The organism is Enterobacter cloacae complex sp. IR53041 (genome assembly GCF_049238285.1).
In the GTDB taxonomy this organism is placed as follows: domain Bacteria; phylum Pseudomonadota; class Gammaproteobacteria; order Enterobacterales; family Enterobacteriaceae; genus Enterobacter; species Enterobacter roggenkampii.
Genome location: NZ_JBMKHB010000024.1, coordinates 40,014 through 52,983, shown reverse-complemented (window position 1 = coordinate 52,983; position 12,970 = coordinate 40,014). Strand labels below are relative to the sequence as shown.

Here is a 12,970-nt window from a genome sequence, read left to right as displayed (position 1 = left end):
ATCACCATGACTCGCATCGTTTGTGTCGGCATTACCGTGCTGGATCGCATCTGGTATCTCGATGATTTACCGAAAGAAGGTGGGAAATATGTCGCAAAGGACTATACGGAAGTGGGGGGCGGCCCGGCGGCAACTGCGGCTGTGGCGGCGGCGAAACTGGGCGCGGAAGTGGATTTTATTGGCCGGGTGGGCGACGACGATACCGGCAGACGTCTGCTCGCGGAGCTGGAATCCCTGGGAGTGAAGACCCGTTACACCCGCGTATTTAAGGGTGCCCGATCGTCACAATCCGCGGTGCTGGTGGACGGCTGCGGGGAGCGCATTATAGCGAATTACCCCAGCCCCGATCTCCCCGCTTCGGCAGAGTGGCTGCACGAAATCGACTTCTCTCAGTGGGACATTGTCCTGGCCGACGTGCGCTGGCATGACGGAGCAAAACAGGCATTTACCCTGGCCCGTAAGCAAGGTGTGCCGACGTTGCTGGATGCGGATGTTACCCCGCAGGATATCGCGGAGCTGATTACCTTAAGCGATCACGCGGCCTTCTCCGCGCCGGGATTGCGGCGTTTAACGCAGCTGGATGAAACCGAAGACGCGCTGAGAAAAGCACAAACGCTCACAAATGGACATGTGTATGTCACGCAGGGGCGAGAGGGCTGCTTCTGGCTGGAAAACGGTGCATTGTGTCAACAGCCCGGCTTTGAGGTGAACGTGGTGGATACCACCGGCGCGGGCGACGTTTTCCACGGCGCGCTGGCGTTCAGCCTGGGGCAGCAATCCACCGCTGCAGACGCCGTGCGTTTTGCCAGCGCCGTCGCAGCCCTGAAATGCACAAAGCCCGGCGGGCGCGCGGGTATACCCGACTGTGATCAAACCCGCTCTTTTTTGTCACTTTTTGTATAAAATGCGGGGCGTGATGGTTTTCAGAGGACAGCCCATGAGCCTTACCGAACTGACCGGCAACCCGCGTCACGATCAGCTGCTGACGCTGATTGCCGATCGCGGCTATATGAACATTGATGAGCTGGCACAGCTGCTGGATGTCTCCACGCAAACGGTGCGCCGGGATATCCGTAAGCTCAGCGAGCAGGGGCTGATCACGCGTCATCACGGCGGCGCGGGCAGGGCATCCAGCGTGGTGAACACGGCCTTCGAACAGCGCGAAGTGTCGCTTACCGAAGAGAAGCGGGCGATTGCCGAGGCGATTGCGGACTATATTCCAGATGGCTCCACCATCTTCATCACCATCGGCACGACCGTGGAGCACGTTGCCCGGGCGCTGCTAAACCATAACCACCTGCGCATTATCACCAACAGCCTGCGGGTGGCGCATATTTTGTATAAGAACCCGCGCTTTGAAGTGATGGTGCCGGGCGGCACGCTGCGCCCGCACAACGGCGGCATTATCGGGCCTGCGGCGACGGCGTTTGTGTCTGGTTTTCGGGCGGACTATCTCGTGACCAGCGTCGGTGCGATTGAGCACGACGGCGCGATGATGGAGTTTGACGTGAATGAAGCCAGCGTGGTGAAAACCATGATGGCCCACTCTCGCCACATTTTGCTGGCGGCCGATCATACGAAATTTACTGCATCCGCCGCGGTGGAAATTGGCAACGTGGCGCAGGCCACGGCGCTCTTCACCGATCAGGTACCCGGCCCGGCGCTGCAAAATCATCTGAAATCCAGTCAGGTTGAAATTGTCGAAGTGAATTCAAACGACGAACAGCAGGCAGGTTAACCCTTCTTCTGGCCCGACGTTCACGTTCGGGCTATTCCTTTCTTGAAGCTGAATCTGGCGCATAGCCAAACCTTATCTTTCCCGCTAAAGTTAATTTTCCACGGCGAGCAGGAGATAAACATGCTTTATATCTTTGACTTAGGAAACGTAATCGTCGATATCGATTTTAACCGGGTGCTGGGTGCCTGGAGCGACTTTAGCCGTGTGCCGCTGGCGACGTTAAAGCAGGATTTCGCGATGGGTGAGACCTTCCATCAGCATGAACGCGGCGAGATTAGCGATGAAGAGTTTGCTGAACGCTTCTGCCAGGAGATGGGGCTTTCGTTAAGCTATGAACAATTTTCTCACGGCTGGCAGGCGGTATTCGTCGCGATCCGTCCGGAAGTGATCGACATTATGCACAAACTGCGCGAGCAGGGGCACCGGGTGGTCGTGCTGTCTAACACCAACCGTCTGCACACGACCTTCTGGCCAGAGGAATACCCCGAAGTTAAGGCGGCGGCAGATAAGATCTATCTTTCGCAAGAGATGGGTATGCGTAAGCCTGAAGCGCGAATTTATCAGGCTGTTTTGCAGGCAGAGGGATGCACCGCGGCCGATGCGGTCTTTTTCGATGACAACGCCGATAATATAGAGGGAGCTAACCAGTTGGGTATCACGTCAATTCTGGTGACCGGAAAAGAGACGATACCGAACTACTTTGCGAAGCAGTTATGCTAAAAACCGTTCATCAAAAAGCCACGCATCATACTCGCCCGCTGAGGGCCTGGCTGAAGTTGCTCTGGCACCGCATTGATGAGGACAACATGACCACGCTGGCGGGTAACCTCGCCTACGTGTCGTTGCTCTCATTAGTGCCGCTGGTGGCGGTTATCTTTGCGCTCTTTTCCGCTTTCCCGATGTTCGCGGACGTTAGCCTCCAGCTTCGCCATTTCGTCTTCGCGAACTTCATCCCGGCCACCGGGGATGTTATCCAGAACTACATCGAGCAGTTTGTTGCCAACTCCAGCAAAATGACGGCGGTGGGGGCGTGCGGCCTTATCGTCACCGCGCTGCTGCTGATGTACTCCATCGACAGCGCGCTTAACACCATCTGGCGAAGCAAAAAAATCCGTCCTAAGGTCTATTCCTTTGCCGTCTACTGGATGATTTTAACGCTGGGGCCGTTGCTGGCTGGGGCGAGTCTGGCAATCAGTTCGTATCTTCTCTCCTTGCGCTGGGCGAGTGATTTAAACAGCGTGATTGATAACGTGCTGCGTATTTTTCCGCTGATCCTGTCCTGGCTCTCGTTCTGGCTGCTCTATAGCGTTGTACCGACCACGCGCGTGCCTAACCGCGATGCGGTAGTTGGGGCGCTGGTGGCGGCAGTTCTTTTTGAACTGGGTAAAAAAGGGTTTGCCCTTTACATCACCATGTTCCCGTCTTATCAGCTGATTTACGGCGTGCTGGCGGTGATCCCCATTTTGTTTGTCTGGGTTTACTGGACCTGGTGTATCGTCTTGCTTGGTGCCGAAATAACTGTCACTCTCGGTGTATACCGCGAACTTAAAAAAGCAGCAGAAGCTGAAAAACAACAAGAAGCAGACCAACCATGATTGCATTGATACAGCGCGTAACCCGTGCCAGCGTCACCGTGGAGGGAGAGGTGACGGGTGAAATTGGCCCAGGACTTTTGGTGTTGTTAGGTGTCGAAAAGGATGATGACGAACAAAAAGCCAACCGCTTGTGTGAGCGCGTGCTGGGCTACCGTATTTTCAGCGATGCGGAAGGCAAGATGAACCTGAACGTCCAGCAGGCGGGCGGCAGCGTGCTGGTGGTTTCCCAGTTTACGCTGGCAGCGGATACCGAGCGCGGCATGCGCCCGAGTTTCTCGAAAGGCGCCGCGCCGGATCGTGCAGAAGCACTTTACGAGTACTTTGTTGAGCGTTGTCGCCAGCAGGAAATGAATACGCAAACCGGACGATTCGCTGCAGATATGCAGGTATCGCTGGTGAACGATGGCCCCGTCACATTCTGGCTCCAGGTATGAGCATACTTACGGCGTGGCCGCGGGTAACAAGAGAGAGTACAGCTATGTATCACCTTCGAGTACCGCAAACGGAAGAAGAGTTAGACGCTTATTACCAGTTCCGCTGGGAAATGCTACGCAAGCCATTACATCAGCCAAAAGGCTCTGAGCGCGACGCCTGGGACGCGATGGCCCACCATCAGATGGTGATGGACGAAGAGGGCAACCTTGTGGCCGTCGGGCGTTTGTATATCAACGCCGATAACGAAGCGTCTATTCGCTTTATGGCGGTTCATCCCTCCGTGCAGGACAAAGGTCTGGGGACGCTAATGGCGATGACCCTGGAATCCGTCGCTCGCCAGGAAGGCGTTAAGCGCGTCACCTGTAGCGCCCGCGAAGATGCCGTAGAATTCTTCGCTAAACTCGGTTTTGTGAATCAGGGTGAAATCACAACCCCGCAAACCACCCCGATTCGTCATTTTTTGATGATCAAACCCATCGCCACGCTGGACGATATTCTGCATCGCGCCGACTGGTGCGGACAGCTGCAGCAGGCCTGGTATCAGCACATTCCGCTCAGCGAAAAAATGGGCGTACGCATTCAGCAGTACACCGGACAAAAATTTATTACCACCATGCCGGAAACCGGCAACCAGAATCCGCACCACACCCTGTTTGCCGGAAGTCTTTTCTCACTGGCCACGCTCACCGGCTGGGGGCTTATCTGGCTGATGCTGCGCGAGCGCCATCTGGGCGGGACCATCATTCTGGCCGATGCCCACATTCGCTATAGCGCGCCGATAAGCGGCAAGCCGACCGCCGTGGCCGATCTGGGATCACTGGGTGGCGATCTTGACCGTCTGGCACGCGGTCGCAAGGCGCGCGTACAAATGCAGGTCGAACTGTTTGGCGATAAAACGCCGGGCGCGGTGTTTGAAGGCACCTACATTGTTCTTCCGGCGAAGCCTTTTGGCGCGTATGAAGAGGGCGGGAACGAGGAGGAGTAATCTCCTGTTTACGCTCCCCGGGCGTGCTGAATCCGCCCGGCGATATCCCGCATAACATCTCGCGCTGATTGGCTAATTCCACCAAGCTGGAAGAAGCCATGTATTACTCCCAGCCATCGCTGAGCGGTACACGTCACTCCTTGCTCCGTGAGGCGTTGAAACAGCGCCTCTCCTTCATCGCATAACGGATCGTACTCAGCGGTAACGATATGGACAGCTGGCAGGCCGCTGAAGTCTTCTCGCCACAGCGGGCTAACCTCAGGATGCTTACGGTCGGCTCCAGCCAGATATATTTCATAGCCGCTCAGCAGGGTATCGCGAGTAATTACGTAATCCATGCCGTTGAGGGTATAGCTTTCAAAACTGGCCGTGGCGTCGAGCATGGGGTAGATAAGAATAAGCTGTACAGGCTGCCAGAGCCCTTTAGCCTTAAGCCGCAGCGCCGTTACCAGCGCCAGATGTCCCCCCGCGCTGTCTCCGCAAAAGGTGATCCGGTTTTTATCCACGCCCAGTTTGTCCGCATATTGCCAGACCAGATCTGCACCTCTTTCCGCATCGTCATGTGCGGCGGGGAAGGTATGCTCCGGCGCCAGCCTGTATTGAATCGCAACCACCCGGCAATTGCCGTAGCAGGCTAACTGACGGAGCTGGTTGTCATGGGTATCAAAGCCGCCGCTGATAAAGCATCCGCCGTGGTAGTAGATGGCAGCAGGCAATAGTTAAGGCGCATTGAGAGGTGAAAATACCCGAATGGTAAGACCCTCAAGAACAAGCGTCTCCACCTGAACGCGCGTTTCGGTCTCCCCGGCAAGCCCTGTGCTGGCAATATAGCCTGCTCGTCGCACCTCAATGCTCTGGCGACGTGACGAGGGCCGCCCTGCAGCGATAAATCCCTGAACCAGCTGTGCAATACCCTTTTCCAGCGCCATGAATAATCCCTTTTACTGTATGGATAAACAGTTTTATAGCCTGGTTTGATTCAAAAGAAAACAAGAATAGTGTTGAGGGCAACAACCTGGAAAGCGGCTCGCAAAGGCGATAACGCGTCTCTCAACGAGAATGGAGAGTATCTGGCATGAAAGGCGGCGGGTATTGCTGTCGAATTACAGGCCGGGCAAGCACGCGCCGCCCGGCACTGTCACAGGGAATTACTCCCCTTCACCCGGGAACAGGAACGGGTTGATCGAGCTGCGGGCAAAGCCCTCCTGCTCCATCTTCGCGTCCAGAATCAGCGAGGCGAGATCGTCGGCCACCGCTTCGACTTTCGGGTCCTTTTCCTGATAGAGAATCTTCAGGTAGGTGCCGCAGTCGCCGCAGCTTTCGGCTTTCACCGCCGCGTCTTCATTTTCCAGCGACCAGTAGTTGAGATCGCGGGTCTGCTCGCAGTTGCTGCACTTGATGCGCACCACGTGCCACTCGGTTTCACACAGGTTGCAGTGCAGGTAGCGCAGCCCCTGAGTGGTGCCGATTTGCACCATGCTGGAGACCGGCATAGAGCCGCATACCGGGCAGAACTGGCGCGCCTCGCCGTATTCGGCGCGAGCTTTGCCCGGGATCAGGCTTGCCATTTGTGCCCAGTAGAGCGACAGGGCTGCCCAGATAAACGGCGCCTTATCGCTGCTGACCAGCGAGAAGTCGGACGCAAACAGCGCGCTCGCCATCTCTTCTAGCTCCAGATCGGACGCTTTTTCCAGATTCTCAATGACCGCCAGCGCGGTTCCGCTCATTTCCGGCTTCAGCTCGGCAATCAGCGAATGCAGCAGCTTTTGCCAGTGCTTGTCGCGCGGCAGGACGTGAATGTCCAGCGGCGGCTTACCCTGCGCGTTGGCTTCTTTGATGCGCGTGGTCAGGTCCATTTGCAGCGGGTGGTCGTACAGCACCACTTCCTGCGCGTGGGCGACCAGCGCGGCAAAGCGCAGAAAATCACCCAGCGGGTTGTTCTCTGCCAGCTCGCGCAGACGCTCTGCGCGGCGGTTGTAGAGGTTCTTGAGTCTGGGGAATAACAACGGCGGAATATAATCCGCCGTGCGTTTCTCGCTCGACCCCAGCTCATCTTGCGGGATTATGCGAATACTCATTCAGATGACTTTTCCTGTTTCTGGCGGACTTCACGGTACCAGCGCGGGTGATGTTTCTTCGCCCACGTGCTGGTGACCCATCCCTCCACCATCGCGGTAATGGTGCCTTTCACCCAGAGGGCGGCGTAGATATGCACCATGATAACCACAATTAACGCCACTGCGGCAAATGAATGCAGCATCAGCGCGAATCGGATCACCGGGATTGAGAAAGCAGGCGCAAAGTACGGACGCCAGATGATCACGCCGCTCACCAGCAACAGGACCAGGAAGATAATCGCCGCCCAGAATACGCATTTCTGGCCGAAGTTATAACGCCCGGTGTCACCCACTTCCTCGTTGACGACGATCTTACGAATATTCTTCGCCCAAAAGATATCATCCCGATTGATTAGGTTATGGTGCCAGTAGCGGAAAAACATGATGATGAACGACGCGAACATGATGACGCCCACAAACGGGTGCAGGATGCGCGCCAGCTGTGGTGTCCCCATGATCTGCATCAGCCAGTTGAAGGACGGGAAGAAGAACCCCAGCCCGCTTATCGCCGCCAGCATGAAGCAGAAGGCGGTGACCCAGTGGTTGATGCGTTCCGGCGCGGTGTAGCGCACGATGGTGTCACGTTTTCTCATTTGCGCACCTCGTCTTTCTCTTCATGCAGGTTGTCGTCTTCCTCTTCCGCGCGGTTCGGACCGACGCCGACGTAGTGGAAGATGCTCGCTGCGAAGGTGGCAGCAAAGCCCACCGCTGCCAGCGGTTTCCAGATGCCTTTCCAGAACTTCACGGTAGCGCTGATTTCCGGGTTCTCCGGCAGGCCGTGATACAGGTTCGGCTTGTCGGCGTGGTGCAGCACGTACATTACGTGCGTACCGCCTACCCCGGCCGGATCGTACAGGCCCGCGTTGTCGTAACCACGGGTTTTCAGCTCGCCCACGCGCTCTGCCGCCAGCGTTTTCATATCCTCTTTAGAACCAAAGTGGATGGCGCCGGTTGGGCAGGTCTTCACGCACGCTGGCTCCTGGCCGACGGTAACGCGGTCCACGCACAGGGTGCATTTGTAGACGCGGTTGTCTTCCGGGTTCAGGCGCGGTACGTCGAACGGACAGCCCGCGATGCAGTAGCCGCAGCCAATGCACTGCTCGGACTGGAAGTCGACGATGCCGTTGGCATACTGAATGATAGCCCCTTCTGACGGACATGCCTTCAGGCAGCCCGGATCCGCACAGTGCATACAGCCGTCTTTGCGGATAAGCCATTCCAGCTTGTCGTTCTGCTCCACTTCCGAGAAACGCATCACCGTCCAGGACTTGGCGGTCAGGTCCGCCGGGTTGTCGTACACCCCGACGTTGTGGCCCACTTCGTCACGCAGATCGTTCCACTCAGAGCAGGCCACCTGACAGGCTTTACAGCCGATACAGGTGGTCACGTCGATAAGCTTCGCCACTTCCTGCTGGTGGTCCCGCGCCTGAGGCGCGGGCGTGAAACCGTTAGTCGCGGAACGACGGATGATGTCTTGAGATTGATAAGCCATAAGTCGTCTCCGTTACACCTTTTCCACGTTCACGAGGAAGGCCTTAAACTCCGGCGTCTGCGTGTTCGCATCACCGACGAACGGCGTCAGGGTGTTCGCAATGAACCCTTTCTTCGCCACGCCCTCATAGCCCCAGTGAATTGGAATGCCGATGGTATCCACCTGCTGACCGTGAACGTTCAGCGTGCGAATACGCTTGGTCACCACCGCCTTGGCCTTGATGTAGCCGCGGTTAGAGGAGACCTTCACGGTATCGCCATGGGCAATGCCGAGCTTGTTCGCCAGCTTCTCGCCGATCTCCACAAACTGTTCCGGCTGCGCGATGGCGTTAAGCAGCGCGTGCTTGGTCCAGTAGTGGAAGTGCTCGGTCAGACGGTAAGTGGTGCCCACGTACGGGAACTTGTCCTTTTTACCCAGCGCTTCAAAATCGCTCTTGAAGATACGGGCTGCCGGGTTAGAAACCACGTTCGGGTGCAGCGGGTTGGTGCCCAGCGGCGTCTCAAACGGCTCATAGTGTTCCGGGAACGGACCTTCCGCCATCTTATCGATAGCGAACAGACGCCCCATCCCTTCAGGCTGCATGATAAACGGCCCGACGTCGCTGCCTGGTGCGGCAGTGCTGTAGTCCGGAATATCCACGCCGCCCCATTTCGCACCGTCCCACTTCAGCAGCTGACGCTTCGGATCCCACGGGTTGCCCTGCGGGTCAGCGGACGCGCGGTTATAGAGGATACGGCGGTTGAGCGGCCATGCCCATGCCCAACCCAGCGTATTGCCCAGACCCGACGGGTCGGCGTTATCGCGGTTGGCCATCTGGTTGCCTTTCGGCGTCCAGCTACCGGCAAAGATCCAGCAGCCGCTGGAGGTGGTGCCGTCGTCACGCAGGTGCGCGAAGGTACTGAGCTGATCGCCTTTCTTCGCCAGCACGGTGCCGGTGGCCGGGTCGATAACGTCCGCCAGCGCCTTACCGTTGCTCTCCATCGCCACTTCTTCCGGCGCTGGGTTTTCCGGCGTCGAGTAGTTCCAGGTCATGTTCAGCACAGGCTCAGGGTTCGCGCCGCCTTCAGCCGCATACATCTTACGCAGGCGTAAGAAGATACCGGCCAGGATCTCGCCGTCGTTCATGGCGATGCCCGGGGCGTCCGCGCCTTTCCAGTGCCACTGCAGCCAGCGCCCGGAGTTGACGATAGAGCCGTTCTCTTCCGCAAAGCAGGTCGATGGCAGACGGAACACTTCGGTCTGAATCTTCGACGGATCGACGTCGTTCGATTCACCGTGGTTCTGCCAGAAGGTTGAGGTTTCGGTATTGAGCGGGTCAATCGTCACCAGGAACTTCAGTTTCGACAGCGACTCAACAACCTTGTTCTTGTTCGGGAACGAGGCAACCGGGTTAAAGCCCTGGCACAGATAGCCGTTCACTTTGCCCTGATGCATCATCTCGAAATATTGCAGAACGTCGTAGCCTTTGTCCCACTTCGGCAGCCAGTCAAAGCCCCAGCTGTTTTCCGCCGTCGCTTTATCCCCGAAGAACGCTTTCATCATCGAGACGAAGAACTTCGGATAGTTGCCCCAGTAGTTCACCTGGCCTTCAAGCAGCGGTTTAGGCGTGCTGGCCGTCAGGTAGGTTTGCAGGTCGGTCTGTTTCTCGCTTGGCAGGTTCATATAGCCCGGCAGGCTCTGAGACAGCAGGCCGAGGTCGGTCAGACCCTGAATGTTGGAGTGACCGCGCAGGGCGTTCACGCCGCCGCCTGCCATCCCCATGTTGCCGAGCAGCAGCTGCACCATCGCCATGGTGCGGATGTTCTGCGCGCCGATGGAGTGTTGCGTCCAGCCGAGGGCGTACAGGAACGACGCGGTTTTGTCTTTCGCGCTGGTTTCGGCGATCAGCTCGCACACCTTCAGGAAGTCCGCCTTCGGCGTACCGCAGATGTTTTCGACAACCTCCGGCGTGTAGCGGGAGACGTGCTCTTTCAGCAGGTTCCACACGCAGCGCGGGTGTTGCAACGTGGTGTCACGCTTCGCAAAACCTTTCTCATCCAGCTCGTAGTTCCAGCTGGTTTTGTCGTACTTGCGTTTTTCGGCGTCGTAACCGCTAAACAGACCATCTTCGAAGTGGTAATCCTCACGCACGATCAGGCTGGCGTTGGTATAGGCTTCGGTGTATTCGCGGTTGTATTTTTCGTTGGTCATCAGGTACAGCAGTACGCCTGACAGGAAAGTAATGTCAGTACCTGAACGAATAGGGGTGTAGAAATCCGCCACTGACGCAGTACGCGTGAAGCGGGGATCGATCACAATCAGTTTCGCACCGTTGTGGATTTTGGCTTCCATCGCCCAGCGGAACCCGACCGGGTGCGCTTCAGCGGCGTTACCGCCCATCACCACAATGAGGTTGGCGTTCTTGATGTCGACCCAGTGGTTGGTCATCGCACCGCGACCAAATGTTGGAGCAAGACTTGCTACCGTTGGTCCGTGTCAGACACGCGCCTGGTTGTCGACCGCGAGCATACCGAGTGCGCGCGTAAATTTCTGGGTTAAATAACCGGTTTCGTTGCTGGAGGCAGAGGCACACAGCATCCCGGTGGAGAGCCAGCGGTTGACCGTGACGCCGTCGGCGTTTTTCTCAACAAAGTTGGCATCGCGGTCTTCTTTAATCAGTTTAGCGATGCGGTCAAACGCCTCTTCCCAGCTGATTTGCTGCCATTTGTCGGAACCCGGCGCGCGGTATTCAGGGAATTTCAGGCGGCTTTCGGAGTGGATAAAGTCCACCAGACCGGCCCCTTTCGGGCACAATGCGCCGCGGTTAACCGGGTGATCCGGGTCGCCTTCGATATGGAAAATAGACGCTTTGGCGTTTTTAGCACCGTCGCCGAGGCTATACATCAACAGCCCGCAACCGACAGAGCAGTACGTACAGGTATTACGGGTTTCACGGGTGCGCAGCAGTTTATACTGCCGCGTTTCCGCCAGCGCTACGCCGGGCGCAAAGCCCAGTGCCGCTGCCGTGGTGCCTGCCATACCGCCAGCGCAGATCTTAAAGAACTGCCTTCTGCTGACCTGCATGGGTCACTCCTTGTTTCGACATTGCTTATATATGTAGTTTTGACTTCGCGGTTGAAGAATGACCGCAAAGGAAAAAATTTGCGTTAATCCCTCAGTTCCACGAGGGATATCATCAGAATACCACATTGTCGGTACAGCTGTTCTAATGGTGTTAATACAAAGTGAACGTATTATCACCATGTTGATTATAAAGTGTGATATTGATCACGTTAACAGCTCTGCATGTTAAAGCGGTGTAGCCGGTGGCAGGTTGCACCCCTGCTAAATGAGTAGGAGAATGGTTGTCGAAAAGTTGATCCATACTATGCGTACAGCCTGTGGTTTATGCTGCAATAGCACGCTCGCTTCCGTGGTTGTTCAGGAATACCGCTGTGTCTAAACAAAACCGTGATCCCCACTCGTCACCCCTGCCTGCCGGCATTGTGGAACTGTCGGTACACCGACCGCCCCACATAACCGATGCCACGCCCGATTTTCTGGCCGAAGAAGTGCCCGTTGCGCTCGTTTACAACGGCATATCGCATGTGGTGATGATGGCGTCTCCGAAAGATCTTGAGCTGTTCGCCATCGGTTTTTCCCTCTCGGAAGGCATCATTGAGCATCCGCAAGATATCTATGGCATGGACGTGGTGCAGGCCTGCAACGGCCTGGAAGTGCAAATCGAGCTCTCCAGCCGCCGCTTTATGGGGCTGAAAGAGCGTCGTCGCGCGCTGGCCGGGCGTACCGGCTGCGGCGTGTGCGGCGTTGAGCAGCTCAACGATATTGGCAAACCTGTTTCACCACTGCCGTTTACTCAGACCTTTAATCTGGCGCACCTCGATCCTGCGCTTGAGCACCTCAACGATGTACAGCCTATCGGCCAGCTCAGCGGCTGCACGCACGCGGCGGCGTGGGTATTGCCGTCGGGAGAGATTGCCGGTGGGCATGAAGACGTGGGCCGCCACGTGGCGCTGGATAAGCTGCTCGGTCGTCGTGCACGTGAAAGTGAGGTTTGGCAGCAGGGCGCCGCGCTCGTTTCCAGCCGCGCCAGCTATGAGATGGTGCAAAAATCGGCGATGTGCGGGGTGGAGATCCTGTTTGCCGTGTCGGCGGCAACGACGCTGGCGGTGGAGGTGGCCGAGCGCTGCAACCTGACGCTGGTGGGCTTTTGCAAGCCGGGAAGGGCAACCATTTATACCCATCCACAGCGATTAATAGTTAATCAGTAATTTTGAATGATAATAGCAAATCCTTCCGCTTTTAGTTGTTCGCGATGAGGTCTAGTATTTATCTCATCAAGGCACGGTGCCTTACCTAAACAACTTAATGAAAGGGTTTATATTATGAAAAGCATCAAAACTTTTGTCGCTGTAATCGCTCTGGCTACTTCTTTTGGTTCTTTCGCTGCGCAGACCGTAACCGCAACCGCCTCTACCATTGATGGTGCAGAAGCGAAAATCGCGGCTCAGGCTCAGGAAGCGGGCGCGTCATCGTACAAAATTACCCAGGCATTCACCGGTAACCGCGTACACATGACTACTGAACTGAACAAATAAGCGAGTCACA

At 56.6% G+C, this 12,970-nt stretch carries 12 protein-coding genes and 1 pseudogene; 8 read left to right on the top strand and 5 right to left on the bottom strand.

Annotated features, from left to right (window positions below; translation table 11 throughout):
* The first annotated feature begins 6 nt into the window (after nt 1-6).
* From ACOTXF_RS16935 to fabY, 6 genes are all read left to right on the top strand, one after another.
* On the top strand, nt 7-903 hold the full coding sequence (locus tag ACOTXF_RS16935; RefSeq protein WP_047745781.1) for a sugar kinase: 897 nt from the start codon (nt 7-9) through the stop codon (nt 901-903).
* Between the two features lie 34 nt (nt 904-937).
* Nucleotides 938-1,738 (top strand): DeoR/GlpR family DNA-binding transcription regulator, encoded by an 801-nt coding sequence (locus ACOTXF_RS16930; protein ID WP_047745780.1) that lies wholly within the window; start codon nt 938-940, stop codon nt 1,736-1,738.
* A 120-nt stretch (nt 1,739-1,858) separates the two neighbouring features.
* Nucleotides 1,859-2,458 carry a glucose-1-phosphatase gene (gene yihX / locus ACOTXF_RS16925; protein WP_047745778.1) on the top strand — a complete coding sequence of 200 codons (600 nt, stop codon included), beginning with the start codon at nt 1,859-1,861 and terminating at the stop codon, nt 2,456-2,458.
* Entirely contained in the window at nt 2,452-3,333 is an 882-nt protein-coding gene (locus ACOTXF_RS16920) for a virulence factor BrkB family protein (RefSeq protein WP_047745777.1), read from the top strand. The genes yihX and ACOTXF_RS16920 overlap by 7 nt, the downstream gene beginning before the upstream one ends.
* On the top strand, nt 3,330-3,767 hold the full coding sequence (gene dtd, locus ACOTXF_RS16915) for a D-aminoacyl-tRNA deacylase (RefSeq protein WP_008501836.1): 438 nt from the start codon (nt 3,330-3,332) through the stop codon (nt 3,765-3,767). The genes ACOTXF_RS16920 and dtd overlap by 4 nt, the downstream gene beginning before the upstream one ends.
* Before the next feature lie 44 nt (nt 3,768-3,811).
* On the top strand, nt 3,812-4,753 hold the full coding sequence (gene fabY, locus ACOTXF_RS16910; protein WP_008501835.1) for a fatty acid biosynthesis protein FabY: 942 nt from the start codon (nt 3,812-3,814) through the stop codon (nt 4,751-4,753).
* 8 nt (nt 4,754-4,761) lie between these two features.
* Here fabY and ACOTXF_RS16905 read toward each other — a convergent pair.
* From ACOTXF_RS16905 to fdnG, 5 genes and pseudogenes are all read right to left on the bottom strand, one after another.
* Nucleotides 4,762-5,682, bottom strand: a pseudogene (locus ACOTXF_RS16905) (alpha/beta hydrolase).
* Nucleotides 5,683-5,901: 219 nt separating this feature from the next.
* On the bottom strand, nt 5,902-6,831 hold the full coding sequence (fdhE, locus tag ACOTXF_RS16900; protein WP_047745775.1) for a formate dehydrogenase accessory protein FdhE: 930 nt from the start codon (nt 6,829-6,831) through the stop codon (nt 5,902-5,904).
* Nucleotides 6,828-7,463: a formate dehydrogenase cytochrome b556 subunit gene (gene fdoI / locus ACOTXF_RS16895; protein ID WP_008501832.1), complete on the bottom strand. Its 636-nt coding sequence runs from the start codon at nt 7,461-7,463 to the stop codon at nt 6,828-6,830. The genes fdhE and fdoI overlap by 4 nt, the downstream gene beginning before the upstream one ends.
* Entirely contained in the window at nt 7,460-8,362 is a 903-nt protein-coding gene (gene fdxH / locus ACOTXF_RS16890; protein ID WP_008501831.1) for a formate dehydrogenase subunit beta, read from the bottom strand. Before fdxH ends, fdoI begins: the two co-directional genes overlap by 4 nt.
* A 12-nt stretch (nt 8,363-8,374) precedes the next feature.
* Nucleotides 8,375-11,425, bottom strand: a complete 3,051-nt coding sequence (gene fdnG / locus ACOTXF_RS16885) for a formate dehydrogenase-N subunit alpha (protein ID WP_088728449.1) — start codon at nt 11,423-11,425, stop codon at nt 8,375-8,377.
* A gap of 371 nt (nt 11,426-11,796) precedes the next feature.
* On the opposite strand from fdnG, the gene fdhD reads away from it, so the two are divergent.
* Both fdhD and ACOTXF_RS16875 read left to right on the top strand, forming a co-directional pair.
* A complete protein-coding gene (gene fdhD, locus ACOTXF_RS16880; RefSeq protein WP_047745773.1) occupies nt 11,797-12,633 on the top strand; it encodes a formate dehydrogenase accessory sulfurtransferase FdhD in 837 nt (278 codons plus the stop codon).
* 114 nt (nt 12,634-12,747) lie between these two features.
* Nucleotides 12,748-12,960, top strand: a complete 213-nt coding sequence (locus tag ACOTXF_RS16875; protein ID WP_232927042.1) for a DUF1471 domain-containing protein — start codon at nt 12,748-12,750, stop codon at nt 12,958-12,960.
* Nucleotides 12,961-12,970: the final 10 nt, after the last annotated feature.